This window comes from Paenibacillus sp. D9, assembly GCF_001188365.1.
In the GTDB taxonomy this organism is placed as follows: domain Bacteria; phylum Bacillota; class Bacilli; order Paenibacillales; family Paenibacillaceae; genus Paenibacillus_O; species Paenibacillus_O humicus.
In genome coordinates this window covers 345,007-362,610 of the sequence record NZ_JZEJ01000001.1, presented here as the reverse complement: position 1 = coordinate 362,610, position 17,604 = coordinate 345,007, and the positions used below count along the sequence as shown (strand labels likewise).

At 60.7% G+C, this 17,604-nt stretch carries 13 protein-coding genes; 6 read left to right on the top strand and 7 right to left on the bottom strand.

Translation table 11 applies throughout. The features are described 5' to 3' along the window. Positions 1–50 precede the first annotated feature (50 nt). The 7 genes from VE23_RS01625 to VE23_RS01595 form a co-directional block, all read right to left on the bottom strand. On the bottom strand, positions 51–1,766 hold the full coding sequence (locus VE23_RS01625) for an ABC transporter substrate-binding protein (RefSeq protein ID WP_048748337.1): 1,716 nt from the start codon (positions 1,764–1,766) through the stop codon (positions 51–53). A gap of 135 nt (positions 1,767–1,901) precedes the next feature. After that, positions 1,902–3,668, bottom strand: coding sequence for a sensor histidine kinase (locus VE23_RS01620; RefSeq protein WP_048748338.1), 1,767 nt, complete (start codon positions 3,666–3,668; stop codon positions 1,902–1,904). Between the two features lie 17 nt (positions 3,669–3,685). Next, the gene (locus tag VE23_RS01615) at positions 3,686–5,263 is read right to left on the bottom strand and encodes a response regulator transcription factor (RefSeq protein ID WP_049867139.1); all 1,578 of its coding nucleotides are present in this window, start codon (positions 5,261–5,263) and stop codon (positions 3,686–3,688) included. Between the two features lie 21 nt (positions 5,264–5,284). Next, complete coding sequence (locus VE23_RS01610) at positions 5,285–6,448, bottom strand: glycosyl hydrolase family 8 (RefSeq protein ID WP_021879107.1); 1,164 nt, start codon at positions 6,446–6,448, stop codon at positions 5,285–5,287. Positions 6,449–6,498: 50 nt separating this feature from the next. Beyond that, entirely contained in the window at positions 6,499–7,290 is a 792-nt protein-coding gene (locus tag VE23_RS01605; RefSeq protein ID WP_049867138.1) for a Nif3-like dinuclear metal center hexameric protein, read from the bottom strand. A 100-nt stretch (positions 7,291–7,390) separates the two neighbouring features. Then, positions 7,391–9,457, bottom strand: coding sequence for an alpha-glucuronidase family glycosyl hydrolase (locus VE23_RS01600; protein ID WP_049867137.1), 2,067 nt, complete (start codon positions 9,455–9,457; stop codon positions 7,391–7,393). Further along, a complete protein-coding gene (locus VE23_RS01595; protein ID WP_048748360.1) occupies positions 9,435–11,597 on the bottom strand; it encodes a glycoside hydrolase family 52 protein in 2,163 nt (720 codons plus the stop codon). The genes VE23_RS01600 and VE23_RS01595 overlap by 23 nt, the downstream gene beginning before the upstream one ends. 153 nt (positions 11,598–11,750) lie before the next feature. Between VE23_RS01595 and VE23_RS01590 the strand changes: the two genes are divergently transcribed. The 6 genes from VE23_RS01590 to VE23_RS01565 all read left to right on the top strand — a co-directional run bounded on the left by VE23_RS01590 (position 11,751) and on the right by VE23_RS01565 (position 17,565). Further along, a complete protein-coding gene (locus VE23_RS01590) occupies positions 11,751–12,659 on the top strand; it encodes an AraC family transcriptional regulator (RefSeq protein WP_049867136.1) in 909 nt (302 codons plus the stop codon). 62 nt (positions 12,660–12,721) lie between these two features. Then, positions 12,722–13,420 carry a GntR family transcriptional regulator gene (locus tag VE23_RS01585; RefSeq protein ID WP_049867135.1) on the top strand — a complete coding sequence of 233 codons (699 nt, stop codon included), beginning with the start codon at positions 12,722–12,724 and terminating at the stop codon, positions 13,418–13,420. After that, positions 13,417–14,508 (top strand): mannonate dehydratase, encoded by a 1,092-nt coding sequence (gene uxuA, locus VE23_RS01580; protein WP_049867134.1) that lies wholly within the window; start codon positions 13,417–13,419, stop codon positions 14,506–14,508. The genes VE23_RS01585 and uxuA overlap by 4 nt, the downstream gene beginning before the upstream one ends. Next, complete coding sequence (locus tag VE23_RS01575) at positions 14,505–15,356, top strand: SDR family oxidoreductase (protein WP_049867133.1); 852 nt, start codon at positions 14,505–14,507, stop codon at positions 15,354–15,356. The genes uxuA and VE23_RS01575 overlap by 4 nt, the downstream gene beginning before the upstream one ends. Positions 15,357–15,746: 390 nt before the next feature. Next, positions 15,747–16,748 carry a cellulase family glycosylhydrolase gene (locus VE23_RS01570; protein ID WP_127507736.1) on the top strand — a complete coding sequence of 334 codons (1,002 nt, stop codon included), beginning with the start codon at positions 15,747–15,749 and terminating at the stop codon, positions 16,746–16,748. Positions 16,749–16,983: 235 nt separating this feature from the next. Next, the gene (locus VE23_RS01565; RefSeq protein ID WP_157053889.1) at positions 16,984–17,565 is read left to right on the top strand and encodes a TIGR00730 family Rossman fold protein; all 582 of its coding nucleotides are present in this window, start codon (positions 16,984–16,986) and stop codon (positions 17,563–17,565) included. Positions 17,566–17,604: the final 39 nt, after the last annotated feature.

Below are 17,604 nucleotides of genomic sequence, written 5' to 3'. Positions count from 1 at the left end.
GACCGGACCCTGTTGACTGACCGGTCCGGTCCCTCTTGAAGCAGCCTGGCTTACTTGCCTTGCGTTTTGGCGATTTTGGCGGCGACTTCTTTGGTGAGGGTGTCTTCGTACGCTTTCACGTCGAGCTTGTTGAAGTCCTTGAGATACTGGTCCCAGATGCCGTCGAACTGATCGGGCTTGGCCAGCACGAGCTTGGAGAAGTATTTCAGCTTGACGTCCTTGGACTTCTGCGTGAAGATCTGCGCCGGCGAGCCCTGCTCGAGCGAGATGCTCCAGGCCGGGTACCACGGGCGGTCTTCGGGCTTGGCGAACAGCTCCGAGAACGTCTTGACCCCGTATTTGTCGAGGATCAGCTTGTCGCCGTCCGTGAAGGAGGCTTGGGCGACCTCCGGCTGGCGTCCCGCGTTGAACGAGTTGCCGTCCGCAAGCGTCGAGCCCTGGCCGTACATCGGCCAGCTGTAGTTGAAGTAGGAGAAGCCGATGCTTTCCTGCTTGGCGTTGTCCTTCAGCATTTCGATCTGCTCCGGCGTGCGGTAGAAGCGGCCCTTGTCGTCCACCTCGTACGTTTCGCCCTTGATGCCCCATTGGATCAGCACCTGGTTCTCTTCCTTGAGCATCGTGTCGAAGAACTTGATGATGCGCTCCGGATCCTTGGCCGCCGTCGTGATGCCGACGCCGCGGTTGTTGATGAAGGAAGGAGGGTCGAGATACTGGTCGGTCGTATTGTTGTCGAATACGATCGGCAGCGGCATGTAGTCGAGATCGTCGTTGCCGGTTTTTTTAATGTTCTGGAGAGCCTGGTTCGCCTGCCAGCCGTAGTCGAAGAATCCAAGCACTTTGCCGGAGGAGATTTTGGCCAGATACTGGTCATAGTTGCTGACGAACGAGGCTTGGTCGTACAGTCCCTCGGAGTTGACCTCGTTCAGCTTTTTCAGCCAGGTTTTCGTGTAGTCGCTGTTGGCGTATACCTTGGCGTCATGGGTGCTCATATCGACGATGACGTCGCCGTCGTTCGGATAGCCGGCCAGATGCATCGGCGGGTTGAAGATGCCCATCGTCCGCCAGTCGTAGATCAGCGAGCTGAAGCCGGTCAGCTTGTCGGTCTTATGCGCGTCGTTGTACTTCTTGATCAGGTCGAAGTACTCGTCGATCGTCTTGATTTTCGGATAGCCGGCTTCCTTCAGCACGCGGCGCTGAATGAAGAAGGCGCCTTGATCGATCGTCGGGCTCGGGATGTACTCCCCGACCACCGGGCTGAACGGCAGGAAGTAGATGTTGCCGTCGTCCGCTTTCATGAGGTTGTAATAAGGGCCGTATACGCGCTTGATGTTCGGTCCGAACTTCTCGATCAGATCGTTCAGTGGAATGAACGCCTTGGCGTCGAGCACCTTGTCGATCGCGGTATCCGGAGCCAGCACATCCGGATAGTTGCCGCTCGCGATCATCGTGCCGATCTTCGTATTGACGTCGCCGACCGGATATTGAAGATTGAAGTTGACCCCGGTCTGCTCCTCCAGCTTTTTGCCGATCTCCGTTTTGTTGGAGTCGATGTTCGGCACCTGGGAGTTGGCATTGAAATACGTGAACGTAACCGGTTTCAACTCTTCCTTCGGCTCGCCGCCCGCATCCGTATTGGCTGGAGCCGATGCTTCCGGCGATGACGCGGGAGCCGGGTTTCCGGCATTGTTGCTGCTGTTGCCGCTGCAGCCCGCCACCGCCGCCATGGCGACGGCAAGGGCGAGAAGGCCCATTTTTTGTTTGACCATGCTGGTCATGTCCCCTTCCACCAATGAAAGTCTCGAAATTGCGCAACCCTTTTCTGTAAGCACTTTCATTGTAAGGCAGGGCTGAGAGCCGCAACACCCGACAAACTTTAGCTGTTACCCCAAAAACCTTAGGAATTAAGCGGAACGCTCCTCCGGCTCGCGCGGGAAAGCGATGCGGATGGCCGTCCCGCGCTGCCATTCGCTGTCCAGCTTGAACGTAAAACGGTCGCGATAATAGAGCTGGAGCCGGCGGTAGACATTCTGGATGCCCACATGCTCTCCGAACGACTCCTCCCGCTCCAGCATCCGCTCGATCGCTCCTACCTCTTCCTCCGGCATGCCAGCTCCATCGTCCTTGATCTCGGCGATCAGCTGCCGGCCTTCCGCCCGGATGGCGAGCCGGATCAGACCGCCGTTCTTGCTCGGCTCGATGCCGTGGATGCTGGCATTTTCCACGAACGGCAGGATGGACATTTTCGGAATGAGCCATTCCATCGCCTCGTCCTCGACGTCGATCTCGTACATCAGCTTGTCCCCGAACCGGTACTTTTGAATTTCCAGGAAGCAATGGACAAGCTCGAGCTCTTCCCGCACGGTCATCCAATCCTTGTCCCAGGACAGCGAGCGCCGGAAGATTTTGGCCATATTGTGGATGATTTTGGCTGTTTCCTCTTCCTTCTTGATGATGCTGCGCATGCGGATCGTCTCCAGGGCGTTGAACAGGAAATGCGGATTGATCTGGCTCTGCAGAGCGTGGAGCTGCGCTTGATTGCGCTTGATTTCCAGATCCTTGCGCTGAATGTCGGCCACATACACGTCGTCGATGAGATTTTTGATCTGCATGGTCATCCGGTTGAACTCGTTCGTCAGCTGGCCGATCTCGTCGCGATGGTCGGGATGCTTGATCGTATCGAAGTGATGGTTCCTCACCCTCTTCATATGCTTGAGAATGCGGACGATCCGCACGCTCAGCGAACGGGTGAACCAGATGATGATCAGCGTCGGGATGAGCAGATTCGGCAGGGCGAGATAAACGACAAAATTGCGGGACTTGTAGACATCCTGCAGAACGCGGTGCTCCGGAAAGACGCCTTCGATCCGCCAGCCCTTCAAATAGTCGACGTTCTCGATGCTTTTGGTGACCGCGATGCCGTCGCTCGGAGACGCATGGCTCGCATAAGCGAGCGAGCGATGCTGCCAGTCCAGAGCGGAGCCCGAAGCGTAATCGATCAGCTCCAGATCGTTGACCAGATACAGGTCGCCCTGCAGGGTCGAGTTGCGGAACAGGCTCGCGACCGCATCGTAGCTGATGTCGATTTTGACGACGGAATGGCGGGCGTACTGGGACTGGAAGTAGTCCAGCTTGCGGACGAAGCTGTATACCGTCTCCAGGCCGCGCGAAGTCTCCACATCGTTGCGGACGACGACCGGCGCCCTCCTGCCGGGCATCTCCAGGGCGCGGTACCAAGGCGTCGCCTCGACCTCCTCCGAGATCGGAAGCACCCCTCCGCCTCCGATGATGGTCGGGTTGTCGGTGTAGATCGTAATATTGCTGACGGATTTGTAGATCGGCGAATACCGGTACAAGGTCGGGCTGATGTCCGAATAGTAGGAATCGACGTATTCGGATGCGCCGGCATACGGCTTTTCGATCGTCTCGTTCAGCTTGGCGTCGGTGTAGAGAATAGAAGAAATTCCGGCCGCGACATCCATCTGCTCGAGGAAGTCGCGCCGGATCTGCTCCATGGCCATGGAGATGTCGTTCAGCTTTTGCTGTTTGACGTGATGCGTCGTCACCTGATAGAACACAAAGTCGGTCAGCACGATCGGGATCAGCACGCAGACCAGATACACGATCAGCATTTTGTCCCGGAGCCGCACATGATTCAAGCTGAATCGCATAACACTTGCCCTCTCCGTCATGTTTTGGCCAACAGCTCGTTGCGGTAGGAGGTCGGCGATTTGCCCTCTACCTTCTCGAATTTGCAGATGAAATAGTCCGGGTTGTCGAAGCCGACGCTGCGGGCGACTTCGTACACTCTCATTTCCGTCTGGCGAAGCAGCTTTTTGGCGTTGTGGACCCGAAGCTGCAGCAGATAATCGTTGAAGTAGACGCCGTAATTCTTCTTGAACAGCTGCCCGAGATAGACGGGATTCATATAAAACCGGGCGGCAATGCTCTTGAGGCTGATGTCCTCGTTGTAGCGGCTGTCAATATATTGCTTGATCTTGACGATATCGCCCTTGGCGTTGCTCTTCCGCAGCCGGCTTGCCATCTCCGAGCTTTCTTCGGCGAACGCTCGGAACAGCTCTCTCAGCCCGCATGGAGAAACCGGATAATCCCTCCAGGACAGAATCGGATCCAGGGAGAGCAGCTCCTTCTCGTCCCCCTGCAAGGAGCGGATCGTGCCGATCGCTCCGAAAACGAAGCGATTGACGGCATTGTGGACCGCGTCCGGCGTATACCGCTTGCTGCGGAACTGGTCGAAAATCCACTCGATGCCCGCATTCCGCTTGTCGGGGTCGGCGTCCTCGATCTGCTCCTGCAGACGGGCATATTCGGCCGGCTCGAATTCAAGCCGGCGCAGCTCCTCTCCCTTCAGTCTCCCATAGCCGAAGGTTCTTTTCTCCGGATAGGCGAACTTGAACTGCATCGCATCGAGGGCGGTGCGGTAACCATGCTTGAGCTGCTTGAGCCCTTCAACCTGTTCGCCCAGATAACCGGTGAACAGCAGCCCCGTACGGCGCCGCAGCCGCTCGGCGAGACGGTCGGCGGCTTCCTCGGCGGACAGCCCGGATGAAGAAGGGAGAACGACCGGCAGTCCGTAGACGCCCGGCTTATGCTCCAGCAGAACGCATGGACGAGGAGTCAGTCCGAGCTGCTCGGCGCAGCCGGCGATTTCCAGCCGCAGCTCGCCCGCCCGCTGCTCGGGCTGCTCCGCTCCCATGAACGACAGGATGCCGTTGGCTTCCAGGATGAGGTAGCAGCAGGAGCCTTCCGGATCGAGGCCGAGCAGCTCTCCATGCCTCTGCAGCTCTTCGCCGGAGCTCTGACCCCGCAGCAGGCTTTCGAGCGCCTTCCGCGATTGCCGGAAGGACCGCTCCCCGGCCTGCTCGTCCTTCTCGATCTGGGAGGCCAGCCCTTGCAGCGCCTCCATCATTTCGCCATCGTCCACCGGCTTCAGGATGAAGTCCCGGACGCCGAACTTGATCGCCTGCTGCGCATAGCTGAAGTCTCCATACCCGCTGACAATGATGAACTTGACGGAATGATTGCCTGTTCCCCGGACCGAACGGATCAATTCCAGACCGCTCAGGACAGGCATCCGAATGTCGGTGATGACCAGATCGGGGGCATGCTCCCCGATCATCCGGAGCGCTTCCTCTCCGTCCTCGGCTTCCGCGCATACCTCGTAGCCGCAGGCTTCCCAATCGATCATGCTCCGCAATCCCTGCCGGGCATAGCCTTCGTCGTCGACCAGCATGACCTTGTGCATCGTATCCCTCCTACGGGTTGATCAGCTCAGGGCAGCATCTTCGTCGGGCATCCAGATGCGGTAGCTTCCGCTCAGCGCCAGCATCGCGAACATATACAGGCAATTGTCATAGTAACGGCGCTCTCCGGTACGCACGGGCGTATCCCAGAACCGGCGCACAGTATTCAGCGCAAGCTCCCCGCCGGTTGCCAGCGCGGCCATGGCGTTGGTCGCGGCCAGTCCGACCGGATGGAGCGATTTTTCGTCCAGCGGAGTGCCGTCGATCTCATAGCGGCGATAATCCTCGGGGGATTTGTCCGCGAAGAACGATTGAATGCGATCGGCGACCGCCGTCTGCTCCGGATCGGCGCGGAACCATTCGTAGTCCAGGCCGATGTTCGCCGCGACCCGGTACGAATCGCTGAAAAACTTGCCGTAGCCGCGGTCGTCGTTCGGCGTTCCGTCATAATGGGCGTACTCCGGCGCCAGTCCGGTGTCCGGATGGCTGGAGAGATGGATATACGCCCTGCTGGCCTCGGCCGCTTCCTTCCAGAAGGAGCGGTCCTCCGGATCGGACCAGAGCGCGAACAATTCATAGAAATGGGGCAGATGGTAGGAAGGATCCGAATACTCGCAGTTCGGAATGAACTTGATCAGCTTGTTGTCCCGGTTCCACATCGGATCGCCGGGCCTTCCATCCTCTCCCTTGTGCAGGCAGGCCCGGAGGATGTCCCTCGCTTTGGCGCTGTAATCCAGCGGATGCTCGCCTTCCCCCCAGCGGTTGGCGGCGAAGAAGAGCGCCAGCGCGAAGTATTCCTCTCCGTCCGGCGCCGGGCCGTCCGAGCGCCGCGAGCCGTCCGTATTGCAGGACCAGGCGAAATACCCCTCGCCCCAGCCTTCCTTCATATGCATATATTCATAGGACCAGCGCCAGATCCGGTCGAACACGTCCTTGCGGTCCAATTGCACGGCCATCATCATGCCGTAGGACATTCCTTCCGTCCGGACATCCAGGTTGCCCGTATCGAGCAGATAGCCCTTGTCGCTGCCGGCTTCATAATAGATCCGCGTCTCTTCGCCGCCTTCGAACAGCTTGCTCCACGTCTCCTCCACCCGTGCAGCGATTTCTTCGGACGGATAGCCCGCTTCCATGAACACATTTCGATACGTCCCGGTATGGAACGCTCCGCTGCCTGCTTGACCCATGCTTTCCCGCCTCCTCGTTGAATTTTATTGCCCGTGCTTGCCTTCCGTCTCTACAATACGGTGAATGAATAGGCATCTTCGATAAAATGAACCGGAATTTCGGGAACGGCGGCCTGCAGCCGTTCCGCGAGCAGCCGCATGCCGGGCTCTTCGCTGGCCGCATGCCCCAGCAGCAGCAGCGACCTCCGATCGCCGCGATGCAGGGAATCCCGGACATATTCCGGCGTTTCCCATTCCGGACCTTCTCCGGCGACGACCAGATCGACGCCGGACTCCTCATAGAGAGGCACGGCGACGGATCCGCCGCCTCTGTATCCGACTGCGATGCCGATCCGGCTGCATCGATAATCCAGGCCTCCGATTCCTCTCAGCCAGGGAACGTTCAGCTTGCGTTTGATATGCTCCGCAACGGAGCGGGCCGTCGACGGCTCCGGCAGGCGCACGATCGCCGCCGCCGGCAGCACCTGCTCTACGGCATCCCCCCAGCCGAGGCTCGACACCAGTCCTTCCGTGATCCAATCCGGATTGCGCCGATGCGGACCGTCGTGGGAACGATAGACGGCCAGCCCCGCTTGCCGGATCCATTGCCGCTTCAAGCCGGCTGACCGGCTTCCGGCGGACCACTCCGCCCGGTCGTCGTGGCTGTAGCAGATGCCTTCATGGACGACGAGCAGGTTGGCGCCCGCCGCCGCCGCCTTCTCCAGCACGGCCAGCGAGGCGTTGAAGGCGACCGCGACTCCCTTCAGCCCGGCGTCCGCGCTGCCGGCGAGCAGTCCGTCGACGGATGACGCCGGCTGACCCGCTCCCTGAAGCCAATCCATGACATGGCGGACCGTTCTCATGCTCTTCCCTGCCTCCTTCCTTTCCCGGCCGCCCGGCTCTGCAAGCATGGATCAGACTCGAATAGTCCATAACATCAAAAGCTTCGGCCTTCCCGGGACGTCAGAAAATCCTGCGCCCCTTCTCGTCCGGAATGCCGCTTTTGCGGAAGAAGTACGTATTGATGACATCCCGCCACTCGCGGGCATGCTCGGCCTGATGCCGGAAGCGTCCCAGCGTTTCCCCGAAGGCAGGCTCCGGAATCTCGCCCTCCAGACATTCCCACTGCGCAGCCAGCTCTTCCGCTCTCCGGGCTCCATGAAAATGAGAATCGTAAATATGCTGGATGACCGTCTTGCCGGAATGCAGCACATGGCGGTAAGGGACGTGGTGGAAAAACAGCAGCAGCTCGTCCGGGGTCGCATGCGTCTGCTCGAAGCGCTCCCGATTCGGAGGGAAATATTGGGAGGCGTATCCGGTTCCCGTTCCGCTCGTGCGGTCGACCCCGATGCCGTCCCGGTCGGCGAAGTGGTACGTGCCCCACATGGAATATTCATAGCCGTCCACGTCGGGTCCGTAATGATGGTTCGGCTTTACCATCCAGCCGACGCCCAGAGGCGCCGTATAGGCTTCATAGATGCTCCAGGATTCCATCAGCATGGAAATGACCGTCCCGGCCGCCTTGCCCTCGGTCCCGAAGGCGAGTCCGGACCATTCCTCCGCGATCTCCAGAGCCGTCAGCTCCGGATTCCAGGCGAGCCGGCCGAAGCCGTACAGATTCGCCTGTGCGAGCAGATGGCCGGTCCAGTTGTCGTCGTCCCCGATATTGGATACGGCCGCCATGCCTCCGGCTTCGCGGCCGTGCAGCCTGCCGCTGGCGACCGCCTTGACGAAGGACCCTTCGCCGCGCGCATGCGTATCGAAATCGAGCACTTCCTTCCATTGCGGAACGAGATAGCAGAGATGCTTCTGCTGGCCGGTGTACTCCTGGGCGATCTGGAACTCCGCCAGCATGTTCGTGTCCGGCATCGCTCCGAAGAGCGGAGATGCGGGCTCCCTGACCTGGAAGTCCATCGGCCCGTTCTTCACCTGCAGGAAGACATTGTCCCTGAACCTGCCGTCAAGCGGCTTGAAGTGGTCGTATGCGGCTCTGGCCCGATCCGTCTTGCGGTCCCGCCAGTCCTGCTTGCAGTCATAGACGAAGCAGCGCCAGATGACGCGGCCGCCGAACGGCGCCAGCGCATCGGCCAGCATATTGGCGCCTTCGGCATGATCCCGGCCGTAGGTGAACGGCCCCGGCCTGAATTCTGAATCCGCTTTCACGAGAACCCCGCCGAAATCCGGAATATGGCTATAGATGCGGGCCGCTGTCCGGCTCCACCACTGCCGGACCGAAAGATCAAGCGGATCGGCCGTCTCCAGCTCGCCGGTCTCGCACGGAGCGGCGAAGTTGGCGCTCAGATAGAGAGAGATGCCCCATTCCCGGAAGACGCCGGCGATTCTCGCTATCTTCGGCAGATCCTCTTCTCCCGTGAAGCGGGTCTCGCGCGCATGCACGTTGACGTTGTTGATGGAGATGGCGTTGATGCCGACGGACGACAGCAGGCGCGCGTAATCCCGGATGCGGCTTGTATCCTCGGCGATCTGCCCGTCCCGGTAAAAGATGGAGCGCCCCGCGTAGCCGCGCTCGACGCTGCCGTCGCCATTGTCCCACTGGTTGATCATGCGCAGTCCATTGGCGGGAGCTTCGGCGATGTCGAGCCCGGACAGCGGCGCTCCCGCACGGAGCAGCCGGATCAGGTGGAAGGTGCCGTAGAGCACGCCGGCCGCGCGGGAGCCGCCGACAACGATGCTGCTGCCGGCCGTCCGGATCCGGTAGCTCTCACCGGCGGATGCCGCTCTCTCCTCCTCGCTGAACGCCGCCGCAGCCTGCGGACAGCCGCGGAAGGTTCCGAGAACGATGCCTCGGACGCCGTCGGACGGCATTCCGTCCTTCGGAGCCTGGCCGATTAAGCTTTCGACCGCCCGCCTCAGCTCCTCCAGCGCGGATGCGACAGGAGCATCACTCTCGGGAGCGTGGAGACAGGCTGCCCACGATGCGGCCTGCTCCCGCACGGCTGCCGCCGCCGGAGGGCTTCCCAGCCACGCTTCGTAGCCGGTGCCCGGCTTAGCTTCCGCTGAGCGCTGCATTCCGGACTCCCCCTTCCATCGCGGCTGCCGCAGAAGCCGTTTCCCGCAGCCATAGAATGGCCGTCACTCCGCGCGGATAATACTTGCTGCCGATGATCTCGCCGCTCAGAATCTGGTCGCTCCATGCCCAGTAGGACAGCTCCGGATGCTTCAGCCATGCGGCGTGTGCGGCGTCCGCAGCGGCTCCGCGGCCGTCCCATGGGAGGCCGAGAATCTCCCTGGCGATGAATTGGCAGAGATAGATCTTGCTCAGCCAGGAATTGGCGCTCGTCGACGAGAGCTTCCATCCGCCGTCTTCGAACAGGCAGGTTCCCGTTGTGAGCACCGTATCCAGATGCGTCCGCAGCGCAGCGAGGTAGGCGGAGAAGCGTCCGTTGGGATCGAGAGCTTCCCGGTTGCCGGTGAAGTAGGGGAAGATGAGCCCTTCGATGGCCGGGATGATGCGGGAGTCGTTGTTCTCCCCGATCACAGCCGGGATATAGCCGCGATCGTTGAGCTGGGCTGCGATCGACGACGACGCCCGGTCCGCCTGCGCTCCGGCTTCGGCGGCGAGCCCGTCAAGCCCTTCGGATGCGAACAGCTTCTCCAGCGCCACGTAGACGGCCCAGCATTTGCCCGCCATATAGATGTTGTTGCGGGACTGGCCGAGCGAGACGTCGAGGCTGTCGTAGGTCGTAATTTCCGCGCCGCCGTCCGTGCGGCTGCTGTCGAGCCCCATCAAGCCGTTGCGCTCGCCCGGCACCGGATGATCGCGGTTCAGCATGCTCTCGAAGCCGTCCTGCAGCACCGGCAGCATCCGCTCCAGGAAGTCCCTGTCGCCGGTCTGCTCGATGTAGACCGCCGCGCAGCACAGCCAGTTGACCAGCTCCTCATGGCTCATATAGGAGAAGCAGCCCTCGATGCCCGCCAGCTCGTAGGCGGAATGCTGCGGCCGGGAGAAGGCATTGGCTACGCCCATGTCATGCGTGAAAGCGAGTCCGCCGGGATGCTCCCGCTCCTCTCCGGGGAAGCGGACCGAATCTCTATAGCTGTACCTTTTGACGAACCAGTCCAGCTCGTTGCGTACGGTCCAAGGATTCATCTCCAGCTCGTAATAGAGCTGGTCGGCCGTCAGATCAAGCGTATTCATCATCCGGTACTCGCCTTCGTTGACGACCCAGACCGGCTCGCCGTCCGCGTCGAGCAGCTGCGTGCTGCCGTAATAGCTGTGGATGGCGTGGTTGAGCATGAACGCCTGATCGTCCGACAGCCTGCCGCTTCCGCTCCATTTGTCCGCGGCGCGGCACGAGTCGGCCAGCTCGTCGAAATGCCGGAGTGAATAGGCCGCTACGTCTTCGATCCTGGTGAAAAAGCGGGTATAGAAATACGACGTCTCCATGCCCGTCGTCACAACGCCGCCGCGGAAGAAGCACACCGCGAAGCGGAACGTGCGCCGCTCGCCGGCAGGAACCTCCATAAGCAGCGCGCCCGTGCCGCCGAGTCCGAACTGAAGATGCTGGGGATGCTTCGCCGTCAGAATGCTTTCCATCGAGAAGCCGAGGCCGGTCTTGATCCCGGCGTCCGCAGCCGCGGCGATTGCGGTGCACAGGCCTTGACCGACGCCCGTGAAGGAATCGCCATCGGCTCCGATTCTCCGCATGGCGCTGTAAGGGTCGTTGCCTTCATAACCGAAGAACGCCCGTCGCGCGGCATCGCCGCTGCGGTTGTCGACGGTCAGCTCGGCGAATACCGCCGGCACGAGGGCGGCCTTCAGCTCTTCATCCGATCCCGCGGACGGATCCGGCACGGGACGAACGGGCGACAGAATGCGGAACGTCATGTCCCCTGCTGCCCAGACATCCTCTCCCGCAGCCAGCCTGCGCTTGATTCCGGCCCGATCGAACGTTTGCAGCAGCGCCTGGTCTTTTTTATCCTTTTTCTCCACATCGTAGCGGGCAGCCTCGTCGCCGAGCTCCCCGAAGAAAGGCAGAGCTTCATAATAAGTCCCGTCCCGGGATTGAAGGCCGATATAGACGTTCTGGTCGGCCGGACGTCCAAGCTCAAGTCCCAGTCCTCCCTTGGCGCCGGGAAATCCGAGCGTGAAGCTGGCGAATGCTCCTATCGGAGAATGATGAGCGTTGTAGAACCTGTTGTCGGCCATGAAAGGCAGCCCCTCTCTGAAAGCGATTACTTCCATCCTAGCATGCCGGTTCCGCTTGGGAACATGGTCAAATCCGCCGGATATTTACCCAAATCGCGCCAGAGATTATAATGAAGCCGACGAGTCCGAACAAGCACGGGAGGGAAACGACAGATGGCCGATTCCGCCATGCCGCCCGAAGCCGGCGGCAGCATTTCCGAGACAATGTTCCCCGATGTCAAAACGACGCTGAACCTGTTCGGCATCCATAAGAGGAAGGTGCGCGGAGACTGGCAGTATCCCCTTCACCATCACCCCCAGTATGAGATCAACTACCTGCTGGACGGCCGCCAGGTCATGACGGTCGGCGGCGCCGAGTACGCTCAGGGTCCCGGCGACCTGCTCCTGATCCGTCCGGGCGAGCTGCACAACAGCCGCAGCGGAGACGGCAGGCCCTTCACTTATTTCTGCCTCCATTTCGATCTGGACGATCGGCTGTTCCTCCCGATGCTCGGGCGGCTGGAGCAGGTGCTGTTCAAGGAGGACAGCGCGCTGGCGCGCAAGGTGAGCCCGATTCTCCGCAAAATGCTGGAGCCCGAGCTCGATCCGGACTCGCGCTCGGTATCCGCCCGCATGCGGCTGCAATCCGCCGTCTTCGAGCTGTTCGCGCTGCTCTGGGACGCCGTCTCGCAGGAAGTCAGCCAGCTGCCGCCGCGCGCCTACGGCAAGGAGGAGCTGGCCCATGAGATCGCCGGGCGCCTGCAGAGCATTTCCGTCCTGCGTTTCGAGCCGGGGCACGGACGGGACGAGGGGCAAGGCATCCGGGAGATCGCCTCGGAGCTCGGCATCAGCGTCTCCCATTGCGGCCGGGTGTTCCGCGAGGTGTACGGCCAGTCTCCGCGCGCCTACTGGTCCTCGCTCGTCCTGCATGAATCCAGGCATCTGCTGTCCGACTCGAAGTATTCGATCCAGATGATCGCCGGCATGCTCGGCTATCGCGACATCGCCCACTTCAGCCGCCAGTTCAAGCGCTGGACAGGCTTTTCTCCATCCGAATACAGGAAGCAGCTGCATGTTCAATAAGAAAACGCTATCAAACTGGTATGGTAGTATGGTAGTATCAAAAGGGAGGAGGCGATACCGCCATGAACGAACCCCTCGTCACTCGCGGTTCATCCACTCGCGACATCGTATACGCCGGCTTGAGAGAACAGATTCTCAGCCTGGAGCTGCCTCCCGGAACGGCTCTGTCCGAAAAGGACTCGGCCGCCTCCTACGGCGTCAGCCGCACTCCCGTACGGGAAGCTTTTCTGCGGCTTGCTCAGGAACAGCTGGTTCAAGTGCTCCCTCAGCGCGGCACCTTCGTCTCGCTGATCGACCCGGAGCTTGTGGAGGAAGCCCGCTTCATGAGGGAGCAGCTGGAGAGAGCCGTCATCCGGCTCGCCTGCGCCGGCTTCCCTCCGCTCTCGCTCTCCGCGCTGCGGGACAATCTCCGGGCCCAGCAGGATGCGATGACGCAGCTCGACGACCGCAAGCTCTTCGAGCTCGACGAAGCTTTCCACCGCACGCTGTTCGAGGGCTGCGGCAAGCTGAACACCTGGTCGGTCATCCAGCAGATGAATCTTCATCTGAACCGGGCCCGCTTGCTCCGACTGGCGACGGATCCCCATTGGAGCCATCTGTACGAGCAGCATGCCGCCATGGCGGAGGCGATCGCCGATGGACGCGAGGAAGCGGCCGACGATCTCATGAGGCAGCATTTGCGGCTCGGCATCGCCGACCAGGAGCTGCTCAAGAAGGAATATCCGCACTATTTCAAGCCGGAAAAGGAGAATGCCCAGTGAAAATGAGCTTCCGCTGGTTCGGCGAAGGCAACGATACCGTCACCTTGAGCCAAATCAGGCAAATTCCAGGCGTCACCGACATCGTCTGGTCGCTGCACGATATTCCGGCCGGAGAGGAATGGCCGCTGGACCGGATCCTCGCGCTCCGCGATCAGGCAGCGGCGCATGGCCTCGGCATCAATGTCGTCGAGAGCGTCAACATCCACGAGGACATCAAGCTCGGACTCCCGAGCCGGGATGCCTACATCGAGAACTACATAAAAACGATGGAAAAGCTGGCCCAGGCCGGCGTGAAGGTCATCTGCTACAACTTCATGCCCGTCTTCGACTGGCTGCGCACCGATCTTCATCATCCCAGCGGAGACGGCTCGACCGCGCTGTTCTATGAGAAGAGCCGAATTGAAAACGTCGATCCGTTCGAGCTCGTCCGGCAAATAAACGCGAATTCCACGCTCACGATGCCGGGCTGGGAGCCGGAGCGCCTCTCCCATCTCGCTTCCTTGTTCGAGGCGTACCGCGGAGTGACCGAGGAGCATCTCTGGGATCAGCTGAAGTATTTTCTCGACAAGGTCATCCCGGCAGCGGAAACGCTCGGCATCCGGATGGCCATCCACCCGGACGATCCGCCATGGCCGATCTTCGGCCTGCCGCGCATCATCACCGGTCAGGACAACCTGCGCCGCTTCCTCGCTCTCCATGACAGTCCCGCCAACGGCATTACGCTGTGCAGCGGCTCGCTCGGAGCGAACCCCGCCAACGACATCGTGGGCATGATCCACGAATTCGCGGACCGCATTCCGTTCGCCCACATCCGCAACGTCAAGGTGTTCGACAACGGAGATTTCATCGAGACTTCCCACCGGACGCAGGACGGAACCGTCGATATCGCGGGCATCGTGAAGGCTTACCACGACATCGGCTTCGACGGTTACGCCCGCCCGGATCACGGCCGCCATATCTGGGATGAGCAATGCCGTCCCGGCTACGGACTGTACGACCGCGCGCTCGGCATCATGTATTTGTGGGGCCTGTGGGACGCGGCAGGCTACCGGCCTCCGTCCGCCGCGAAGGAGGGACACGCTTCATGAGCCAGCTTCCGATGCATTCTTCTCTGGAGGGCAAAACCGTCGTCATTACAGGCGGCTCAGGCGTGCTCTGCCGGGTCATGGCGCTGGAGCTCGGCCGCCAGGGCTGCCGCGTAGCCGTCCTCGGCCGCAGCCTCGACAAAGCGGCTGCCGTCGCCGATGAAATCTCGGCAGCCGGCGGCACGGCCATCGCGCTCTCCTGCGATGTGACCGATCCCGACAGCGTCGCTGCCGCTGCCCTGTCCGTGCTGGAGCGGCTCGGTCCATGCGACATTCTCGTCAACGGCGCCGGCGGCAACCATCCCAGCGCCAACACGACGAACGAGATTTTCCGCTCCGGGGATCTGGAAGACGAGAAGACGGTTTCGTTCTTCGATCTCAGCGTCCAGGGCTTCCGGAACGTGTTCGACCTCAACATGGTCGGAACGCTCCTTCCGACCCAGACGTTCGCCAGGCAGATGCTCGGACGTGGCGGCACCGTGCTCAACGTCTCCTCCATGAGCGCGCCGTCCCCCATGACCAAGGTGCCTGCCTACAGCGCCGCCAAAGCTGCGATCAACAACTGGACGCAGTGGCTGGCCGTCCATATGGCCGAGTCCGGAATCCGCGTCAACGCCATCGCTCCCGGCTTTTTCCTCACGGAGCAGAACCGCGGGCTGCTGCAAAATCCCGACGGGAGCTGGACGGAGCGGTCCGGCAAGATTATCGCCCATACGCCGATGCGCCGCTTCGGCGTTCCGGAGGATCTGCTCGGCACGCTGCTCTGGCTGCTCGACTCCGAATCGTCCGGCTTCGTGACCGGCACGGTCGTGCCGGTCGACGGCGGGTTCATGGCTTATTCCGGCGTCTGATAAGAAATACCGTCAAGGAGCATCAGGCTGGATCTCGCCGGATGCTCCTTTTTCTCGGCATGTCCACGAACTAATCCCTCGCTTCACCCATTCGTGTAAGCGCTTCACCGTAACTCTTAAATGTACCATCTCCATCCCCATCCGCGACATGTCTTTCCTTATGCTTTCTTGTCTTCATTTGTGCTAATATCTTCCAATTAAACCGCCGAATACCACATCTCATTCCATTTTTAGCGGGTGCATTATGGACTATAATACGAATTGCTCCCCAGTAAAGCGCTTTCAAAAATGAAATCGAAAGGAGGCTCCGCAAAACCTGCCTGGGTTCAAGCTGACTGCCGCTGCTGCATTCGACACCCGCACATCCAATCGTAAAGGAGAGATTCATTGATGAGCATGAAAAAATGGCTGAACCGCCTCGCCTTGTCCGCCATCGCCTTGGCGCTTGCCCTGCCGCTGCTGTCCGCCCCGCCTGCCCGGGCCGCGGCCAACGGCTTCTATGTCAGCGGCAGCTCGCTGCTCGATGCGAACGGCAGCAGCTTCGTCATGAGAGGCGTCAACAACCCGCATATCTGGTTCGACAGCCAGGCTTATGCGGCACTGACCGACATTGCGGCGAAAGGCGCCAACACGGTGCGCATCGTCTGGAGCACGAGCGGCACCGCCAGCCGTCTCCAGCAGATCATCGACCGCTGCAAGGCGCTCAAGATGGTTTCCGTCATCGAGCTGCATGATGTGACGGGAAGCAACGACGCGGCCAGACTGAACGACATGGCCAAATACTTTGCCCGAAGCGACGTCAAAGCCGTCTTGAACAGCAACGAGAAGTACACACTCGTCAACATCGCCAATGAATGGGGCGGCAGCGACCTGAGCGACACCGCTTGGCGCGACGCTTATCAGACCGCGATCTCCACGCTCCGGGGCGGCGGCATCAACAATACGATCGTCATTGACGGCTCCGGCTGGGGTCAGAACTCTTCCCCGATCAAAGCCTACGGCAAAACGCTGCTCAACTACGATCCGAAGCATAACGTCATGTTCTCCATCCATATGTACGGGTCCTGGAACGACTCCAGCCGCATCGGCACCGAGCTGCAGGCGATCAAAAACCTCGGCCTCGCCGTCACGGTCGGAGAATTCGGCTACAACTACAACAACGGCAGCAACAACCTGGGCTGCAAGGTGAACGCCCAGGAAGTACTGAACCAGGCGCAGGCCAAAGGCATCGGCTACCTGGCCTGGTCATGGACGGGCAACGACAGCGCGAACGCCTGGCTTGATCTGGCCAGCAGCTCCGACTGGAAGACGCTGACCTCCTGGGGCAGCCTCGTATTCAACGGCACGAACGGCATCGCCTCCACGAGCAAGAAAGCGACCGTATTCGGATGAGCCGCTGAAAAAGTTGTCGCTGCGTGCGCGAATCATTCTTCCGGCCCCCTTCCTTTCTCCAGAACGATTCCGCGCCCTTCGCTTTTTTTTTTCAGCAGCCTCTATCCTGATCTCTGTCCTTCCTGCATCCGGCGGCCGAACGATTGCGTTCGGCTGCCTTTTTCTTTTTTTCAACATCTCTCCAGGCTTCTCGTTGGTATAATGAGAGGACAGCTTTTAGGGGAGGTAGATGCATTTGAATGCAATCGCGGTATTTTGCGGATCCAGCATGGGCGCCAGGCCGACCTATGCCGAAGGAGCGGCCAGACTCGGCTCGGAGCTGGCGCGCAGGGGCATCACCCTCGTCTATGGTGGGGCAAGCGTCGGCATCATGGGAGTGCTTGCCGATTCCGTTCTGCAGGCGGGCGGTCAGGTCATCGGCGTCATTCCAACGATGCTGGAGGAAAGGGAGATTTCCCATCGAGGACTGACCGAGCTGATCGTGGTCGGGTCCATGCACGAAAGAAAGCTGAAAATGTCCGAGCTCGCGGACGGATTCATCGCGATGCCCGGCGGCCCGGGCACGATGGAAGAGCTGTTCGAGATCGTCACCTGGGGACAGCTCGGCCTGCACCGCAAGCCGATCGGCTTGCTGAACGTGGACGGCTACTACGACGGACTGATCTCTTTCTTCGGCCATATGAACAAGGAGCAGTTCCTCCAGGACAAATACTTGTCGATGGCGCTGTCGGATTCCGACCCGGCCTCGCTCCTGGACACATTCGCTGCGTATACGCCTCCGGAGGTCAAGACGTACATCAAGAAAAGCCAGACGTAACCGCCGAACGGCACGGCTCCATCTATGCAGGGCCAAGCA

Coding starts and splice junctions, on each gene's coding strand:
- VE23_RS01625 (WP_048748337.1), bottom strand. CDS start 1,766: ATGGTCAAACAAAAAATGGGCCTTCTCGCCCTTGCCGTCGCCATGGCG.
- VE23_RS01620 (WP_048748338.1), bottom strand. CDS start 3,668: ATGCGATTCAGCTTGAATCATGTGCGGCTCCGGGACAAAATGCTGATC.
- VE23_RS01615 (WP_049867139.1), bottom strand. CDS start 5,263: ATGCACAAGGTCATGCTGGTCGACGACGAAGGCTATGCCCGGCAGGGA.
- VE23_RS01610 (WP_021879107.1), bottom strand. CDS start 6,448: ATGGGTCAAGCAGGCAGCGGAGCGTTCCATACCGGGACGTATCGAAAT.
- VE23_RS01605 (WP_049867138.1), bottom strand. CDS start 7,290: ATGAGAACGGTCCGCCATGTCATGGATTGGCTTCAGGGAGCGGGTCAG.
- VE23_RS01600 (WP_049867137.1), bottom strand. CDS start 9,457: ATGCAGCGCTCAGCGGAAGCTAAGCCGGGCACCGGCTACGAAGCGTGG.
- VE23_RS01595 (WP_048748360.1), bottom strand. CDS start 11,597: ATGGCCGACAACAGGTTCTACAACGCTCATCATTCTCCGATAGGAGCA.
- VE23_RS01590 (WP_049867136.1), top strand. CDS start 11,751: ATGGCCGATTCCGCCATGCCGCCCGAAGCCGGCGGCAGCATTTCCGAG.
- VE23_RS01585 (WP_049867135.1), top strand. CDS start 12,722: ATGAACGAACCCCTCGTCACTCGCGGTTCATCCACTCGCGACATCGTA.
- VE23_RS01575 (WP_049867133.1), top strand. CDS start 14,505: ATGAGCCAGCTTCCGATGCATTCTTCTCTGGAGGGCAAAACCGTCGTC.
- VE23_RS01570 (WP_127507736.1), top strand. CDS start 15,747: ATGAGCATGAAAAAATGGCTGAACCGCCTCGCCTTGTCCGCCATCGCC.